Origin of the sequence: Halorubrum sp. Boch-26, from assembly GCF_029889805.1 — an archaeon.
In the GTDB taxonomy this organism is placed as follows: Archaea; Halobacteriota; Halobacteria; order Halobacteriales; family Haloferacaceae; genus Halorubrum.
The window spans coordinates 39064-55178 of sequence record NZ_JARANT010000003.1 but is presented as its reverse complement, the minus strand read 5'-3'; the positions used below and the strand labels follow the sequence as shown (position 1 = coordinate 55178).

Annotated in this window: 15 protein-coding genes and 1 pseudogene; 8 read left to right on the top strand and 8 right to left on the bottom strand. The window is 69.4% G+C overall.

Annotation, left to right across the window (positions count from 1 at the left end; translation table 11 throughout):
• Nucleotides 1–25 precede the first annotated feature (25 nt).
• Nucleotides 26–2005: pseudogene (gene ppk1 / locus OQF71_RS01010) on the top strand (polyphosphate kinase 1); the annotation flags it as partial.
• Nucleotides 2006–2021: 16 nt separating this feature from the next.
• Here ppk1 and OQF71_RS01005 read toward each other — a convergent pair.
• From OQF71_RS01005 to OQF71_RS00995, 3 genes are all read right to left on the bottom strand, one after another.
• Nucleotides 2022–2708 carry a metallophosphoesterase family protein gene (locus tag OQF71_RS01005; RefSeq protein ID WP_280585207.1) on the bottom strand — a complete coding sequence of 229 codons (687 nt, stop codon included), beginning with the start codon at nt 2706–2708 and terminating at the stop codon, nt 2022–2024.
• A gap of 225 nt (nt 2709–2933) precedes the next feature.
• Nucleotides 2934–4622: a succinic semialdehyde dehydrogenase gene (locus OQF71_RS01000; RefSeq protein ID WP_280585206.1), complete on the bottom strand. Its 1689-nt coding sequence runs from the start codon at nt 4620–4622 to the stop codon at nt 2934–2936.
• Nucleotides 4623–4701: 79 nt separating this feature from the next.
• Nucleotides 4702–5721, bottom strand: a complete 1020-nt coding sequence (locus OQF71_RS00995) for an AI-2E family transporter (RefSeq protein ID WP_280585205.1) — start codon at nt 5719–5721, stop codon at nt 4702–4704.
• Nucleotides 5722–5845: 124 nt separating this feature from the next.
• Here OQF71_RS00995 and OQF71_RS00990 point away from each other — a divergent pair, with 124 nt between their 5' ends.
• The 4 genes from OQF71_RS00990 to speB all read left to right on the top strand — a co-directional run bounded on the left by OQF71_RS00990 (nt 5846) and on the right by speB (nt 8620).
• The gene (locus OQF71_RS00990; protein WP_280585204.1) at nt 5846–7015 is read left to right on the top strand and encodes an aminotransferase class I/II-fold pyridoxal phosphate-dependent enzyme; all 1170 of its coding nucleotides are present in this window, start codon (nt 5846–5848) and stop codon (nt 7013–7015) included.
• A 1-nt stretch (nt 7016) separates the two neighbouring features.
• Nucleotides 7017–7289 carry a hypothetical protein gene (locus tag OQF71_RS00985; RefSeq protein WP_280585203.1) on the top strand — a complete coding sequence of 91 codons (273 nt, stop codon included), beginning with the start codon at nt 7017–7019 and terminating at the stop codon, nt 7287–7289.
• A gap of 93 nt (nt 7290–7382) precedes the next feature.
• Entirely contained in the window at nt 7383–7760 is a 378-nt protein-coding gene (locus OQF71_RS00980) for a translation initiation factor IF-5A (protein WP_280585202.1), read from the top strand.
• Between the two features lie 8 nt (nt 7761–7768).
• Nucleotides 7769–8620, top strand: a complete 852-nt coding sequence (gene speB, locus OQF71_RS00975; RefSeq protein WP_280585200.1) for an agmatinase — start codon at nt 7769–7771, stop codon at nt 8618–8620.
• A gap of 31 nt (nt 8621–8651) precedes the next feature.
• Here speB and OQF71_RS00970 read toward each other — a convergent pair whose 3' ends face one another.
• A complete protein-coding gene (locus OQF71_RS00970; RefSeq protein ID WP_280585199.1) occupies nt 8652–8903 on the bottom strand; it encodes a hypothetical protein in 252 nt (83 codons plus the stop codon).
• A gap of 109 nt (nt 8904–9012) precedes the next feature.
• Nucleotides 9013–10590: an amidohydrolase gene (locus tag OQF71_RS00965; RefSeq protein WP_280585198.1), complete on the bottom strand. Its 1578-nt coding sequence runs from the start codon at nt 10588–10590 to the stop codon at nt 9013–9015.
• A 124-nt stretch (nt 10591–10714) separates the two neighbouring features.
• Between OQF71_RS00965 and OQF71_RS00960 the strand changes: the two genes are divergently transcribed.
• Entirely contained in the window at nt 10715–11164 is a 450-nt protein-coding gene (locus OQF71_RS00960) for a universal stress protein (RefSeq protein ID WP_280585197.1), read from the top strand.
• A gap of 78 nt (nt 11165–11242) precedes the next feature.
• On the opposite strand, the gene OQF71_RS00955 is transcribed toward OQF71_RS00960, so the two are convergent.
• Together OQF71_RS00955 and OQF71_RS00950 are read right to left on the bottom strand one after the other, a co-directional pair.
• Complete coding sequence (locus OQF71_RS00955) at nt 11243–11473, bottom strand: hypothetical protein (protein ID WP_280585196.1); 231 nt, start codon at nt 11471–11473, stop codon at nt 11243–11245.
• Between the two features lie 90 nt (nt 11474–11563).
• Nucleotides 11564–12961 (bottom strand): APC family permease, encoded by a 1398-nt coding sequence (locus OQF71_RS00950; RefSeq protein ID WP_280585195.1) that lies wholly within the window; start codon nt 12959–12961, stop codon nt 11564–11566.
• Nucleotides 12962–13169: 208 nt separating this feature from the next.
• On the opposite strand from OQF71_RS00950, the gene OQF71_RS00945 reads away from it, so the two are divergent.
• Nucleotides 13170–13568, top strand: a complete 399-nt coding sequence (locus tag OQF71_RS00945; protein WP_280585194.1) for a hypothetical protein — start codon at nt 13170–13172, stop codon at nt 13566–13568.
• A 76-nt stretch (nt 13569–13644) separates the two neighbouring features.
• Here OQF71_RS00945 and OQF71_RS00940 read toward each other — a convergent pair whose 3' ends face one another.
• Nucleotides 13645–14625 carry an alpha/beta hydrolase gene (locus OQF71_RS00940; protein ID WP_280585193.1) on the bottom strand — a complete coding sequence of 327 codons (981 nt, stop codon included), beginning with the start codon at nt 14623–14625 and terminating at the stop codon, nt 13645–13647.
• 49 nt (nt 14626–14674) lie between these two features.
• Between OQF71_RS00940 and OQF71_RS00935 the strand changes: the two genes are divergently transcribed.
• Complete coding sequence (locus OQF71_RS00935; RefSeq protein ID WP_280585192.1) at nt 14675–16111, top strand: DEAD/DEAH box helicase family protein; 1437 nt, start codon at nt 14675–14677, stop codon at nt 16109–16111.
• Nucleotides 16112–16115 lie beyond the last annotated feature (4 nt).

The window sequence follows — 16115 nt, the reverse complement described above, 5'->3', positions numbered from 1 at the left end:
CAGACGCGTCTAAGAGACTGCGTGCATCTCGAACCTCTCGCTTTCCCTCGCCGTGCTCTCCGCGAACGAGACCGACGAGCCGACGTTCACTCGGATCAAAATCCCGCCGAATCAGCCTCGACTGATCGCGGTTCCGGGCCAGACCGACGGGTACGTCCTCATAGAAGACCTCATCGAAGCCAACCTCGACCTCCTGTTGCCGGACCTCGATATCCGCGACGTCTCGAAGTTCAAGGTGACTCGGAACGCGGAGGTCCGCCGGAACGAGGAGGTCGCGGAAGACCTCATCGACATGGTCGAAGAGGTCATCGAGCAGCGACGCTTCGCGACGGTCGTCCGGCTGGAGGTCGACGCGGACATCCCCGACAAGTCGCTCTCGATCCTCAAAGAACAGCTCGAGGTGGACGACAGAGAGGTGTTCAATCGGACGGGGCCGATCGACTACGAGGACTTCTTCGAGCTTACCGAACTCGACCGTCCCGATCTCAAGCTTCCGGCGGGGACGCCGCAGAAACACCCCCGATTGGGGGCGACGACGAGCGACGCGCAGGACGGGTCGGCGGACATCTTCGACGAGATCCGGAACGGTGACATCCTCGTCCATCACCCGTATCACTCCTTCGAGGGAACGGTACAGCGCTTCCTCCACGCGGCGGCGAACGATCCCGACGTGCTCGCCGTGAAGGCCGCGATCTATCGGACGGCGAGCGACTCGAAGGTCATTCAGAGCCTCATCGACGCCGCCGACAACGGCAAGCAGGTCGCGGTGATGGTCGAACTCAAGGCCCGGTTCGACGAGAAGAATAACCTCGAGTGGGTTCGCCAGCTCGAAGAGGAAGGGATCCACGTCGCGTACGGGACCGTCGGTCTGAAGACCCACACCAAGACCGCGCTCGTCGTTCGGCAAGAGGACGACGGCGTCGAGCTGTACTCGCACGTCGGGACCGGAAACTATCACTCGGGAACGGCCAAGGGGTACGCCGACCTCGGGCTGTTGACCGTCGACCGCGACATCGGCCTCGACCTCACGAAGGTGTTCAACTTCTTCACCGGACCGACGCTCGACGACCGGTTCCGGAAGCTCCTGATCGCCCCCGTGACGATGCGCGAACGGTTCACGGAGATGGTCAGGCGCGAGGCCGAACACGCCCGCGCCGATCGGCGCGGGCGAATCGTGGTGAAGGTGAACGGGCTCGAAGATCCGTCGATGGTCGCGGAGCTCTACCGCGCCTCGATAGCGGGTGTGGACATCGATCTGATCGTCCGGGACATCTGTCGACTTCGGCCCGGCATCGAAGGGTTGAGCGAGACCGTCACCGTCCACTCGATCGTCGGTCGGTTCCTCGAACACGCTCGGATCTTCTATTTCGAGAACGCGGGTGACCCGGGGTGGTACATCGGGTCGGCAGACTGGATGACGCGGAACCTCGACTACCGGGTCGAGGCCGTCACGCCCGTCGAGGCCCCGCGGCTTCGGAAACAGCTTCGGTTCATCTTGGAGGCGTCGCTGACGGACAACCGCCGCCGGTGGGTGATGCAGAGTGATGGCCGCTACGAACAGGTGTCTTCCGACGGCGAGCCCGTGCGGGACGTTCAGGAGATACTGATGACGGCCACGAAGGCGGCCCTCGATCGCGGGTACGGACCGGGGATGGCGATCGACACGGACCTGATCCCCGAGGAGCTCCTGATCGAACCCGTCTCCGACGGCGACCGCGTCACGGAGTCGGACGCGTCGGACGAGACGAAGGGAGCCGACGACAGCGACGCGTCGGACGAGACGAAGGAAGCCGTTGATGGCTCTGAAGGGTCGGAAGCGGCTACTGACGGGGAACGCGAGCGCTCGGATGGACGGGGCGCCTCCGTGTTCGACGCGCACGCCGACCGCTGGTACCGACCCGATAGCGAGACGTACGACTTGGCGGTTCGAACGAGCGACGGCGACCGGCGGTACTTCAAGACGCGCGACGGGGCACGCGAGCGCCTCCGATCGGAGTACGAGTGAGTCGCCTCGTCGCCGCTCAGACCGGGGTGACGATCTTCGAGTCGGACCGGTCCTGATGCGTCGTCGTTGAGCCCGTGGTGAGGAACTCGTCGTTGCGGTAGTCGTAGGCCGTGAGCGTTCCCCCGTAGACGCATCCGGTGTCGAGGCCGACGGCGTGTTTCCGTACCACCGGAGCGTCGTGAACCGTATGGCCGAAAAACACGCGGTGCGGGCCGTCGTAGTCGTCGTACCAGAACGGGCCGTCGTACCCGTCGCCGCGGGGTGCACGCATCGTCAACAGCTCTTCGATCGTATGGCTTTCGAGGGAGCGCTCGGGATCGACGCCGCCGTGGACGACGAGCGCGTCGTCGAAGGAGATCGCGATGGGGAGCGACTCGAAGTACGCTCGGTCGCCGTCGCGGAGCCAGTCGGGGTCTTTGTCGCCGCGCACGATCTTCTGCTCGTTGTTCCCGCGGACGGTCACGAGGCGCGGATCGCCGCGGACGATGTCGAGGACGCCGGGACTGTCCGGACCCTTGCGCACCAGATCACCGACGAAGACGACGAGGTCGTCGTCCGCAAGGTCGAGACTCGCGAGAAGCGTCTCGAGGGCGGCTCGGCTCCCGTGGACATCGCCGACGACGTAGATATCGCCGTAGCCGTCGATATCGAACCGTTCGTGGAGCGCTTCGACGTCGTCGCTGAACTGAGGTGTGAGCGTCATTAGCGTGATACTCTGAGGCGACGTTTCGCGGCTTCGCCGTTGTGTTATCGTGGTGCTTCCCGGTTTAAGTCGTTTCTAATAGGGAGCAATATCGATATATAGATTCACGCCGGTTCGGCGGCGAGGCAATCCGATCGGCGGCGAGGCAATCCGATCGGCGGCGAGGCAACCCGATCGGCGGCGGGCTACCCTAGTCGGTAGACACCCGTCTCGGCGCCGCCGCGGCTACCGTCTTCGGACCCGCCGTTTCAGCCGCCGCACGCTCCGGCTCACCGTCCGACCGAGCCCGACCGCGGCGAACGCGCCGCGGACGAACCAGTCGGTCGGGATCCGGTCGGGGAAGCCGAGCGGGCCGACGCGAGAGACGCCGACCGTCCGCGACTCCGTGTACCGTCGGATCCCCTCGGGGCCGTGGCGGCGGCCGAGCCCCGAGTCGCCGAACCCGCCCATCGGCGCGTCGGCCGCGCCCCACGTCGCGAGGAAGCCGTCGTTGACGTTGACGGTGCCGCAGTCGATCTCGCGGGCGGCCGACGCGCCGCGCTCGCGGTCAGCGGTCCACACGCTCGCGTTGAGTCCGTACGGCGAGTCGTTGGCGGCGTCGACCGCGGCGGCCGCGTCCGGGACCGGCGTCACGACGACGACCGGGCCGAACGTCTCCTCGCAGGCGACCGCCGCGTCCGGCTCCACGTCGGTCAAGACGGTCGGCTCGTAGCAGTACGGGGCAACGTCCGGACGGTGTCGGCCGCCCGTTTCCACGGTCGCGCCCGCCTCCCGGGCGGCGTCGACGTGGCCCCGAACGCGATCCAGTTGGTCGGCGTCGATCAGCGAGCCCAGGTCGTCGTCGTAGTCGTAGCCGGTCCCGAGAGTGAGCGCCTCCGTCTCCCGGACGAACGCGTCGAGGAACGGCTCGTAGGCGGACTCCTCGACGTAGAGCCGCTCCGCGGACAGGCAGAGCTGTCCGGCGTTCGAGAAGCAGGCGTCGACCGCGCCGCGGGCCGCCTCGTCGACGTCGGCGTCGCCGAGCACGACGAGCGGGTTGTTGCCGCCGAGCTCCAGCGAGCAGTCGATCAGGTTTCGCCCCGCACGCTCGGCGACGATCCGGCCGGTCTCGGTGCTCCCGGTGAACGCCACGTAGTCGACCGCGTCGATCAGCGCGGGCCCGACCGTCGCCCCCTCGCCGGTGACGACCTGGAAGAGTTCGTCCGGGAGGCCGGCGACCTCCAGCAGCTCCGCGAGCGCGAGCGCCCCGTACGGCGTTTTCTCGTCGGGCTTGCAGACGACCGCGTTCCCCGCGGCCAGCGCCGGGAGCGCGTCGGCCATCGAGAGCGTCAGCGGGTAGTTCCACGGCGAGATGACGCCGACGACGCCGACCGGGTCGTAGGTGACCGTCGCGGTCGCGAGCCCGGGGAACACCCCGCTCCGGGGGTCCTCGGCGAGCGCGTCGGGCGCCTCGTCCGCGAGGTACGTGCAGCCGGTCGGCACGTCGAACAGCTCCTCGACCGCTGACCGGCGGGACTTCCCGGTCTCCAGCTGAAGGAGGTCGAGGAGCTCCTCGCGGTGCTCTAAGACGAGGTCGCCGAACCGGTCGATGACGGCGACGCGTTCGGTCGCGGGGGCCTCCTCCCACTCGGCCTGCGCCGACCGCGCGCGCTCGACCGCGGCGGCGACGCCGTTGCCGTCGCAGGCCGGCACCGAACCGATCCGCTCGCTCGTCGCCGGCGCGACCACGTCGAGGGCGTCGCTCTCGCCGGAGGCGTCGCTCTCGGCGGCCGACTCGTCCGCCCTCGCGCGGCGCACGCGATCGGCGAGGTCGTCAAGCCGTCGCGTCGAGAGGTGCGGGGCGTCCGCGAGCGCTGCGGGCGGATCCGTCGGGGACGATCGGTCCGTCGGAGACGGTTGGTCCGTCGGAGACATCGGATGTCGGATGGAGGGCCGGAAGCGGCAAAGCGGTGCCGGTGGATCGGCGGCCGGACGGTCGAGTGGTCGCCGACGCTCAGTTCGACGAGTCCATCGTCGCCTCGGTCGGACCCAATTCCGCCTCGCCTTCGGCGAGCATTTCGAGGACCTCCAGCAGGAGCGACACCACGAGCGGGCCGACGATGAGACCGACAGCCCCGACGGTGAGGATACCGCCGACGAAGCCGACGAGGTAGAGGCCGGGCGATATCTTCCCCGTCCAGTCGGCTAGCTGCGTCCGGATCACGGCGTCCGGGAGGAACGAGACGACGACGAGGCCGAACACCACCACGAAGACCGCTCGCGTGGTCTCGCAGAGAAGGAGGTCGCCCGCCCCCAGCGTGACGACGAGGGCGCTGGGCCCGACGACGGGGACGAACTGGAGGAGGCCGGCGATGACGGCCAACAAGACCGGCGACTCGTATCCGAGGACCGCGAACAGCGCGAACGCGAGGACGAAGGTCCCGGCGGCCGTGGCCGCCTGCAGGATGTAGATGGAGTACAGCGTCGTGCGCGTCCGGCGGTGCAGCCGCGTCGGGATGTCGCGGTACTCCTCGGGGACGATCCCGAAGACGACGCCGCCGACCGCGTCCGGTCGGTAGAGGAGCCCGTACACGAGGATCGTGAACACGAACAGTTCGAGCGCGAGTCGCGGCGCCCCGGCGGTGATCGCGAGCGCGAGGTCCCGCAGCGCGATCCGGAGCGACGACACCAGCGGCGCCACCTCGATCGGGTATCGGAAGCCGAGCGCGCTGACGACGACGACGTCGGGGATCTGTCCGAGGATCTCGATCAGCCGCGACCGCTGCCGGTACAGGACGTACAGCAGCGGGACCACGAGGAGCGCGGCGGCGAGGAAGGCGACGACGGTGGACGCGGCGCAGGCGAGCCGACGAGACAGTCCGCGACTCACGAGCCGTCGACGGAGGGGATACAGGACGTACGCGAACGTGATCGCGAAGACGACCGTCCGGAGCACTTCCGCCAGCACGACCGCCGCGACCGCGGCTACCGCGACGAGCAGCGCGACGAGGACTCGAGAGCGTGTAAGTATCATGCCGCCACGTCGCGATGGCGGGTCAAAGTCGTTCCGACGGTGCAGGGGTCCGGGCGGAACCGCTCGGGGCGGACACGCCGTCAGGGACCGCAGCACCTAACCTCGCGCCACCCCCAGACCCGGTATGCGCATCGACCCGTTCGGCCTCGAACGCTGGTTCGCGGAGTACGAACACGAGGCCGACATCATGTTGGCCGAAAGCGGGATCCGGTCGCTGGACGCGAGTCGGTTCGACTTGGACCCCGGCCGGCTCGACTACGTCATCCCGACGAACGGCGACCCCGAGTTCCGCGCGTCGGTCGGCGACCGCTACGGACGGAGCGCCGACGAGGTGCTGTTCACCTGCGGCACGCAGGAGGCGAATTTCCTCGCGTTCCTCTCGTTACTCGGCGACGGTGGGGCAGTGGAGGGCGGTGGAGAGAGCGACGGCCGCGGCGTCGGCTCCGGCGCCCACGCCGTCGTGGTCACGCCGACGTATCAGGCGCTCCACGCGGTCCCCGAGGCGTTCGGCGACGTTACCCGCGTCGAGTTGGAGCCGCCCGAGTGGGAGCTCGACCCGGACGCGATCGCCGACGCCGCCCGCGACGACACCGCCGTGATCGTCGTGAACAACCCGAACAACCCCACCGGTCGGTACCACGACGAGGCGGCGATGCGGGCTGTCTACGACGTCGCCGTCGAGCACGACGCGTACCTCCTCTGTGACGAGGTGTACCGGTTGCTCGCCGACGCGCCGCAGCCCCCGGTCGCGAGCTTCGGGTCCCACGGAGTTTCGACGACGAGCCTCACGAAGGCGTACGGGCTCGCCGGGCTCCGGTTCGGCTGGATCGCCGGCCCCGAGGCGGTCGTCGAGCGCGCTTGGCGGTGGAAGGATTACACCACCATCTCGCCGAGCCTGTTCGGTCAACACGTCGCGAAGCAGGCGCTCGGCCGGCGCGAGCCGCGAATTCTGGAGGAGAACCGCGAGTTGGCGGCGACGAACCGCGCGATCGTCGCCGACTGGATCGACCGCCACGGCCTCGACTGGCACGACCCCGTCGGCGTCAACGGGTTCGTGTCGGTGCCCGACGGCTTCGACGACGCCGAGTCGTTCTGCCGGACCGTCGTCGAGACGGAGAGCGTCGTGCTCGCGCCCGGCGGGCTGTTCGGCTTCCCGGACCGCTTCCGGATCGGATTCGGGCTCCCGACCGGGGAGCTTGAGGAGGGACTCCGGCGGGTGAGTCGCGCTATCGAGGGCGACGGGGAGGCCGAGGGAGCGAGTGCGAGCGAGGTTGACGCGGAGGGGGGTGCCTGAGATGGGCTTTTTCAGCGACATCAAGGAGGACGTGATCGGCTTCGTCCGCGACCCGACCGACGAGCAGAAGGCGCTGTTCGTCGCCGTCGTCGTCATGGCGGTCGCCGACCGCGCCCTCTGGTGGGTCGACTTCCCGTTCGTGGTGCGGACGACGGCGGCGGTCGGAGTCGGCTTCATCGGGCTGTTCGTCGCCAGCTACCTGATCACCGGACAGTTTGTCCCGCCGGACGGGGACGCGGACGAGGACGAGTACGTCGACGAGATGGATCCGTAAGCGATCGGCCGACTGAGTCGGGCCCGCGGCCGATCACGGCCCCCGCGACGGCGTTCCAAACCGTTTATACCCGCGCCTCTGGAAGTAGCGGGCATGCCGCGAGAGCAGAAGCAGGTTCGCGAACTGCAGGAGGGCAGCTACGTGATGATGGACAGTTCGCCCTGCAAGATCAATCATTACAGCACAGCAAAGCCCGGCAAACACGGGAGCGCCAAGGCGCGCGTTGAGGGGAAGGGCGTCTTCGACGACAAGAAGCGCTCGCTCTCCCAGCCGGTCGACGCGAAGGTCTGGGTCCCGATCATTCAGCGGAAGCAGGGACAGGTCGTCTCCGTCTCCGGGAACGACGCGCAGGTCATGGATCTGGACACCTACGAGACGTTCACGATGCGCATCCCCGAGGGCGAAGACTTCACCTCCGACGACAACATCGAGTACCTCGAATACGAGGGCCAGCGCAAGGTCGTCGGGTAATCGAGGCCATGTTTCCCGGAGCGACGACCGACCGCGAGGCTGCTTCCTACGTGGTCGTCGGCGCTCCCCTCGACGCCACGACCACTTTTCAGCCGGGTACCCGGTTCGGACCGGACCGGATCCGGCGATTCGCCGAGACCTACGACGACTACGACCGCAGGACGGACAGCGACTTCTCTGCGCTCGGCGTCCACGACGCCGGCGACACCCGCCCGTGGGACGACGTGGCGGCGTACATCGACCACCTCGCCGCCGAACTCCGGAGCGTCACTCTCGACGGCGCCGTCCCCCTGACGCTTGGCGGCGAGCACACCGTCACCTACGCGGGCGTCGAGGCGGTCGACCCCGACGTCCTCGTCGTCTGTGACGCCCACCTCGACCTCCGGGACGCGTACGACGGCAACCCGTGGAGCCACGCCTGCGTCACCCGACGGTGCCTCGACGACCTCGGCGTCGATCGGGCCGTGATCGTCGGCGCGCGCACCGGCTCCGAGGAGGAGTGGGACCGCGCCGCCGACGCCGACGTGAAGGTGGTTCCGCCCGAAGAGACGCGCGCGTGGCTCGACGAGGTCGTCGGAGACGACCGCGATGACGCTTCTGACACCTTCGCGGGGAAGTCGGTGTACTGCTCGGTCGATGTCGACGGGCTCGATCCCGGCTTCGCGCCGGGGACGGGGACGATGGAACCGTTCGGGGTCGACCCGCGGGAGGCCCGCGACCTCGTTCGGGCGGTCGCGCCGCACGCCGACGGCTTCGACGTCGTCGAGGCCAACGACCGGGACGACGGACAGGCCGCGGCGGTCGCCGGCAAGCTCCTCCGGGAGTTCGTGCGGACGCACGCGACGGCGGACGCCGACTGATTTTCCGAGGTTGGGCGGGGACGCCGACCGCTCAGGACAGCTCCGAGAGGCGGCGTCTTGCCGCGGTGACGGCCGCCATCGCGTCGATCCACTCGCGCGGATCCGTACACCAGATGCGGTCGCCCTCGATGCTGACGCAGAACACGGTATCGGCGGACGGCGAGAGGGTCACCCCGTCGACGTCCGGTCGGTCACCGAGGTAGGCGTCGATCAGACGTCGGGCGGTCTCCGCCTCCGGCTGGAGGCGGCTGCCGGCCGCGTACTCGATGGCTATCTCTGCCATGCCTCCGGCTACGAACTACATGATTAATAACTACTGTTTTCTGGCAGCGCTTGCGGCGCTGTCGGGAACGGTTTCGGCTCTCTCGCCGCCGCGCCGGCTCACGGTCGACTCAGCGCTCGTCGTACACGATCTCGCCGTCGACGACCGTCATCGCCACGTCGATGTCGCGGATCGCGTCCGGGTCTTCCCACGGCGACGCGTCGAGCGCGACGAGGTCGGCGCGCTTGCCGACCGCGACCGTGCCGAGCCGGTCCTCGTCGAAGCCCGCGTACGCCGCGCCGCGGGTGTACGCGCGCAGCGCCTCGGTCACCGTCAGCCGCTGGGCCTCCGCGGGAGCGTTGACCGCGTTGTCGACGCCGAGAAGGGGGTCCATCGGCATCCCGTCGGAGCCGAACGCGAGGCGGACGCCCGCGTCGAGCATGTCGCGGTAGGGGTTCGTCGCGGCGGTTCGATCCGCCCCGAGCCGCGCCTCGTAGAGTCCGTCTTCGCCCGCCCACTTGAGGAAGTTCGGCTGGACGCTGGCGACGACTCCCGAGTCCGCGAGCCGGTCGATCGCGTCGTCGTCGGCGAGCTCGACGTGTTCGATCCGGTGGCGCGCCTCGCCGGGATCGGTGTCGGTGGCCTCGTCGTACGCGTCGAGGACCGCGTCGACCGCCTCGTCGCCGATGGCGTGGGCGGTGAACTGGTAGCCGGCCGCGGTCGCCGCGTCGACCGCCTCCGCCAGTTCCTCGGGGTCGACGACCCACTGGCCCGTCTCGTCCGGGGCGTCCGCGTACGGCTCGGAGAGCCTCGCGGTCCGACCGCCGAAGCTCCCGTCCGTGTACGACTTGATCGCGCCGGTCTCGACCATCTCGCTCCCGTGGCCCGTGCCGAGGCCGACCTCGCGGAGCGCGTCGAGGTGGTCGCTCCAGTAGTTGATCCGGACGCGCGCCGTCAGCCCGCCCTCGGCGTCCAGCTCGCGGTAGGCCCGCGGCGCGTGGGAGTTCCGTACCATGTCGTGAAAGCCGGTGACCCCCTTCGCGGCGCAGTCGGCCAGCGCGGCCTCGACGGTCTCTCGCGTCTCGGCCGCCCCCGGCTCGATCGCCTCGTAGATCGGATCGATCGCGCTCTCCAACAGGACTCCCGTCGGCTCGCCGTCCGCGCCGGTCGGCACCGCCTCGTCGGGCGCCGCGGCGATCGCGTCCGCAAATCGGTCCAGGGCGACCCCGTTGACCGCGGCGACGTGCATGTCCTCGCGGAAGGCGGCGACGGACCGGTCCGTCGAGACGCGGTCGAGGTCCGCCCGCGTCAGGTACCGCTCCTCGCTCCACGTCGACTCGTCGTAGCCGTAGCCGAGGACTGGGTCGGCGGGGGCGTCGGAGCCCGACTCCGCCTCCACCTCGGTCGCCCGCTCCGCCAGTAGGTCGACCGCCTCGTCCGGGGAGGCCGCGGTCGAGAGGTCCGCGTGCACGAGGTAGCGCCCGACCGTCGTCAGGTGAGTGTGCGCGTCGACGAAGCCCGGGAGGAGGACGCGTCCGCCGAGGTCGACGACGTCGGTGTCGACCCCTTCGAGGAACTCGACCTCGCGGGTGCTGCCGAGGCGAACGATCGCCCCGCCGCGGACCGCGACCGCCTCGTGGGTCTCGTCGGGCGCCGCGAGCGTGTGGACCTCCCCGTTCACGAACAGTCGATCCGCGGCCGCTGTCATGGAGGGTTCGGCGGGTGGCAGCGTGTTAATCGTTCGGGAAACGGCGACCGTTCTCGCGACGAACGGCGACCGATCCACGAGAACCGCCGATCGATTTATTCGGTGACCGCGCGAATACTCGCGTATGTACGACCGCATCCTGCTCCCCACGGACGGCAGCGAGGGCGTCGACCGCGCGATCGACCACGCCGTCGACGCCGCGGACCGGTACGACGCGACCCTGCACGTGCTGTACGTCGTCGACAGCGACGTGATCAACGCCTACTCCGGCGACGAGTTCGTCGACGGCGCGGAGGGCGCCGAGGAGACGCTGGAGGAACGCGGCCGCGAGGCGCTCGACGCGGTGGCGGCCCACGCCGCCGACGCCGGCGTCGACGTCGTCACCGATCTGGTGTACGGCGTCCCCCACGAGGAGATCCTCCGGTACGCGGACAGAGAGGACATCGACCTAACGGTGATGGGCTCGAAGACGCGCTCCGGCGACTACCGGCGGATGCTCGGCTCCGTCACCGAGCGCGTCTCGCGCCGGTCGAACGCCCCGGTCAGCATCGTGAAGACGACGGTCGAGGAGTGAGGCGACCCCGACGACACCGGCGGAAGGCGACGAGTCTCGAGCCGGCGACGCCGCGGCCCCTCAGACTCGGCCGTCACGCTACTCGGTAAGGGGGAGGAGGATCCCGAACACGAACGGTGAGAGAAGCGCGACCGCCGTCCCGAGGAACTCCAGATCGAGCAGCAGGGTCTCCTCCCATCCGGGTACCTGCAGCCCGCCCGCGTGGATGATCGCCTTCCCGACCGCGCCGGTCAGGAACAGAGAGACTCCAAGCAGCACACTCCGCTTGGTGGCTTTCGAGTAGTCCAACTCACCGTAGCGTCCCGCCATGTCACTCGCTCGCTCGGACGGCGTAATAACGATTCCCATTTCGACGGGTTCGGGCTGGGCAACGGCGAGCGCCCCGCCCGTCGCGACCCCTCACTCCTCGTCCCGTTTCGAGACGGCCGCGGTCTCGTCCAACGGTTCCGACGCGTCCGGTTCGCGGTCGAAGTACGTCCCCAGCGCACCGGTACGGTCGGTTCGCGAGCGTGCGTACGCGAGATACCAGACGGCGCTTCCCGCGCTGATCCCGACGGCTCCGACGACCGAAACCAGCCCCATCTGGGCGATCAACAGAACGCCGCCGATCACGCCGAGGACCTGTACCACGGGGTAGCCGGGAGAGCGGAACTCCGGGTCGTAGAAATCGCCGCCGACCTCCCGGAAGACGATCACGGAGACGTTCTCCAGGGAGAACACGAGGATGAGAAAGGCGCTGGCCAGCTTCGCGAGGTCCACGACCGGGACGAAGGCGATGAGCGTGAGCAACACCCCACCGGTCACGAGCACGGCGTTCACCGGCGTCAGAAACCGTGGACTGATCCGGCCGATCCGCTCGGGCAGTAGCGAATCACGGCTCATCGCGAGGAGGAACCGCGACGTCCCCAAGACGCCCGCGTTCGCCATGCTGGTGAGTGCAAGCACGGCGGTGACGGCGACGACCGTCACGCCCACACCTCCGAACACTCGCTCGGCGCCGTCGGCCATCGGGGTCAGGGAGGTGCCGCCGGTCGGACCGCCGTGAACGAGGGTCTCGGCCGGGACGACGCCGACGATTACGCCCACGACGGCGGTGTAAACGGCCAACATCACCCCGATAGAGATGAGCATCGCGCGCGGGATGTTCCGTCCGGGGTCGCTGATCTCCTCCGCGACGGAGGCGACTTCCCCGATCCCGGCGTACGAGACGAAGACGAAGGCGGTGGCAGTGGCGATCCCACCGAGTCCGTGGCTGACGAACGGCGAATACTGAACCGGGTTCGAGGGCCCGACTCCGCCGACGACGTATGCGCCGAGCACGAGGACGACGAGGCTCACGAGGACGCCCTGCACCTGACCGCTCTTTTCTGTCCCGAACATGTTGAGTAGAATAACGACTCCACCGAGGCCGAGCGCGACCGCCTTCACGAGGGTCGCCGGGACGTTCACGAGTAGCAGCAGGTACGCACCGAGGCCGACAAGCGCGAAGGCGCTCTTGAACACGAGCGAAAACCAGACACCGATACCCGCGACCGTGCCGAACAGCGGGCCCATGGCGCGGTCGATGTAGAGATACGTACCGCCGTCTTCCGGCATCGCCGTCGCCATCTCCGCCTTCGAGAGCGCGTTCGGAAGGACGATCAGCCCGGCCAACAGGTAGGCGACGATGACCGCCGGCCCCGCCTTCTTAAATCCGACCGCGGGGAGCACGAAGATCCCGCCACCGATCATCGCGCCCATGCTCAGCGTCACCGCCGAGTACAGGCCGAGGTCCCGTTTCAGGTCTCCTTCGCTCATTACGCCATTTCCATTTTGCAAAGGGTTATTTCTTCGGTATCCCCAACAGAGAGGCAGCTATTTCGGTGAAAAGTAATACAGTAATATTTTTGTGGTTTCGGCGACGACTCGACATCTGCGGATCGTTTCGCTCGCTCCCCGGACGCCGCGCCCGCGCCCTGGGCGAGACGAGACGCTACGGGGCCCGCGGTCGGACGACGGTGTTCACATGTCCATCAATCATCTGAGAGCGGACGAACGGACGACGCTCGTGGAAGAGGCACTCCGACTGTCCGTGGAGGTCGGCGTCGAAGGGGCCGCGGTGCTCGGCGGCGGTCTCCTCCTATACTTCGTCGTCGGGGGGCTCCTAACGAACGCGATGCGAGCGAGGACACCGTACCCCCTGTTCTCGATCCAGTCCGACCCGGTACTCCTCTCTCTCGGGGCGTTGGTCGGCGTTTTCACCGTGCAAGCCGCCGGCTCGCTGCTCTTGTATCGGTTCTACGCCGGGGACGAAGACGGGTCGGCCGCGTCGATCGCGTTGGGTCTCGTCGCGTTTGGGGTCGGCGGCGGACTCCTCCAGATGACACTACCGGCGGCTTGGGAACTGCTGATCCACCTCGTCTGACCCCGGCGACCACCTACCGGCCGACGGCCTCTCCCGGGGCCCCCGGGCGTCGTCGGTCTCCCAGCGACCTCGTTCGTCACAGTCTCGCTTCGACGTCGCTCGCGACCGCCGACAGCGCTTCCTCCGCGACGGCGACGCGGTCCGAGAGGCTGCAGAACCCGTGGGCCATCGCCGGGTAGTGGCGGTGCTCGACCGGCGTCCCCTCCCCGTCGAACCGCTCCGCGAGCGCCGCCCCGTCGTCCCGGAGGGGATCGAACCCGGCGGTGACGACGGTCGCGGGCGGAAGCCCGCCGAGGTCGCGCGCGCGGAGCGGCACCGCGAACGGGTTGTGCGCGTCCACGGGGCTCCGGAGGTACCGGTCGTAGAACCACCGCATGTCCGCGCGGGTGAGCAGGGGGCCGTCGGCGTTCTCGCGGTACGAGTCCGTCTCGAAGTCGTCGCCCGCGATCGGGTAGAGGAGGAACTGGCCGGCGACGTCGACGGCGCCGTCGCCCAGTTCCCGACGGTGCAGACAGGCCGCGAGCGCGAGCGTCGCCCCGGCGCTGGTGCCGGAGACGCCGAGCCGGTCCGGATCGCCGCCGAACGCCGACGCGTTGGCCGCGACCCATTCGACGGCCGCGGCCGCCTCGTCGACCGCGACGGGGAACGGGTGTTCGGGCGCGAGCCGGTAGTCGACGGAGACGACGACCGCCCCCGCGCGAGTCGCCAGCTCCCGGCACGGGCCGTCGATCGAGTCGAGGGTGCCGAGCGTCCAGCCCCCGCCGTGGAAGTGGACGAGGGTGCGGGCGCCGGCCGCGTCGTCGCCGTCGTCGCCGCGGGAGCCCGCCGCGTCGATCGCCGCCTCAGGGCGGTACACCCGCACCGGCACCTCGCCGTGGGGCCCGTCGAACGCGAGGTCCCGGACGTCGGCGACGGCGGGCTCGGGGTCGCCGGAGAACACCTCGTCCTCGACGCGCCTCGCGGCGCCGACGGAGAGGGCGTGCCACTCGGGGAGCCCGAGCGCCTCGATCTCGTCGACGACGGCCGCCAGTTCGGGGTCGAACTCGTCCGCGCGCATGGCGGACGGAGGCGGTGCCCCTTTGTAAGTCGGTCGGCAACGTCCGGCGATGAACGTCCGGCTGACCTACGAGGACGGGACGATTCGGGTCGACGCCGGAGAGTCGGCCGGGGGCGCTGCGGAGGAGTCGGCGGGCGACGGAGCCGGACCGGCCGACGGCGACCCCCTCGCGTCGCTCCCGCCGCTGCCGGGGGTCGAGTTCGATCCGCGCTCGGGGACCGGCCGCGCACCGGCCTACCGCTACGCCGCGGTCCGGCGCGCGCTGGAAGTCGCGGGCGAGAGCGTCGAGGACCACGTGTTAGCCGCGAGCGACCGCGCCGCGGGCGAGGCGGGGCTTCCGGACGCGCTCGGGACCGACTACGACCTGCGCGAGTACCAGCGCGAGGCGCTCAACGCGTGGCGCGACGCGGGCGACCGGGGCGTGCTCGAACTCCCGACCGGGGCCGGCAAGACCGTGATCGCGATCCGCGCGACGGTCGAACTGGGCGTCCCGACGCTCGTCGTCGTCCCCACGGTCGACCTGCTCGACCAGTGGCAGCGGGAGTTAGAACGGGAGTTCGACGTGCCGATCGGTCGGTTCGGCGGCGGCGAGCAGCGCCGGGAGGCGATCACGGTGTCGACGTACGACTCGGCGTACCTCAAGGCCGACGGCGTCGGCGACGCCTTCGAGTTCGTGATCTTCGACGAGGTCCACCACCTCGGCGGGGAGGGGTATCAAGACGTGGCGCGGCTGCTCGCGGCGCCCGCGCGGCTCGGGCTGACGGCGACGTTCGAGCGTCCCGACGGCGCCCACGAGACGGTCGCGGAGCTGATCGGCGACCGCGCCTACGCGCTCGACGTCGACGACCTCGCCGGCGACCACCTCGCGCCCTACGACATCCGGCGGACCGAGGTCGAACTGACGCCGGCGGAGCGCGAGCGCTACGAGGAGAAGCAGGGCACCTTCGTCGAGTACGTCCGCGAGGCGGGGATCACGTTCACGAGCGGGAGCGACTACCGGGAGCTGGTCAAGCGCTCCGGGAACGACCCGGCCGCCCGCGAGGCCCTCTTGGCGAAACAGGAGGCCCGCGAGATCATGATGAACGCCCGCCGGAAGGTGGATCGCTTAGAGTCGATCCTCGACCGCCACCGCGAGGACCGCGTGATCGTGTTCACCGCCCACACCGACCTCGTCTACCGGCTCTCCGAGCGATTCCTCCTGCCCGCGATCACCGCCGAGACGGGCGCGAAGGAGCGCCGCGAGATACTGGAGCGGTTCCGCGAGGGGACCTACGGCCGCGTCGTCGCCGCGAACGTGCTCGACGAGGGTGTCGACGTGCCGGACGCGAACGTGGCGGTCGTGCTCTCCGGGTCGGGCAGCGAGCGGGAGTTCACCCAGCGGCTCGGCCGGGTGTTGCGGCCCAAGGAAGACGGCGGACGGGCGATACTCTACGAGGTGGTCAGCGCGGAGACGGCCGAAGAGCGGGTGGCCAGCCGGCGGCGGTAGGGGC

Excerpts from the sequence above, each read along its gene's own strand:
- speB (WP_280585200.1), top strand. The coding sequence starts at position 7,769 with ATGTTTCCCGGAGCGACGACCGACCGCGAGGCTGCTTCCTACGTGGTC.
- OQF71_RS00955 (WP_280585196.1), bottom strand. The coding sequence starts at position 11,473 with ATGGCGGGACGCTACGGTGAGTTGGACTACTCGAAAGCCACCAAGCGG.
- OQF71_RS01005 (WP_280585207.1), bottom strand. The coding sequence starts at position 2,708 with ATGACGCTCACACCTCAGTTCAGCGACGACGTCGAAGCGCTCCACGAA.
- OQF71_RS00945 (WP_280585194.1), top strand. The coding sequence starts at position 13,170 with ATGTCCATCAATCATCTGAGAGCGGACGAACGGACGACGCTCGTGGAA.
- OQF71_RS00950 (WP_280585195.1), bottom strand. The coding sequence starts at position 12,961 with ATGAGCGAAGGAGACCTGAAACGGGACCTCGGCCTGTACTCGGCGGTG.
- OQF71_RS00995 (WP_280585205.1), bottom strand. The coding sequence starts at position 5,721 with ATGATACTTACACGCTCTCGAGTCCTCGTCGCGCTGCTCGTCGCGGTA.
- OQF71_RS00985 (WP_280585203.1), top strand. The coding sequence starts at position 7,017 with ATGGGCTTTTTCAGCGACATCAAGGAGGACGTGATCGGCTTCGTCCGC.
- OQF71_RS00935 (WP_280585192.1), top strand. The coding sequence starts at position 14,675 with ATGAACGTCCGGCTGACCTACGAGGACGGGACGATTCGGGTCGACGCC.
- OQF71_RS00990 (WP_280585204.1), top strand. The coding sequence starts at position 5,846 with ATGCGCATCGACCCGTTCGGCCTCGAACGCTGGTTCGCGGAGTACGAA.
- OQF71_RS00970 (WP_280585199.1), bottom strand. The coding sequence starts at position 8,903 with ATGGCAGAGATAGCCATCGAGTACGCGGCCGGCAGCCGCCTCCAGCCG.
- OQF71_RS00980 (WP_280585202.1), top strand. The coding sequence starts at position 7,383 with ATGCCGCGAGAGCAGAAGCAGGTTCGCGAACTGCAGGAGGGCAGCTAC.
- OQF71_RS00965 (WP_280585198.1), bottom strand. The coding sequence starts at position 10,590 with ATGACAGCGGCCGCGGATCGACTGTTCGTGAACGGGGAGGTCCACACG.
- OQF71_RS00940 (WP_280585193.1), bottom strand. The coding sequence starts at position 14,625 with ATGCGCGCGGACGAGTTCGACCCCGAACTGGCGGCCGTCGTCGACGAG.
- OQF71_RS00960 (WP_280585197.1), top strand. The coding sequence starts at position 10,715 with ATGTACGACCGCATCCTGCTCCCCACGGACGGCAGCGAGGGCGTCGAC.
- OQF71_RS01000 (WP_280585206.1), bottom strand. The coding sequence starts at position 4,622 with ATGTCTCCGACGGACCAACCGTCTCCGACGGACCGATCGTCCCCGACG.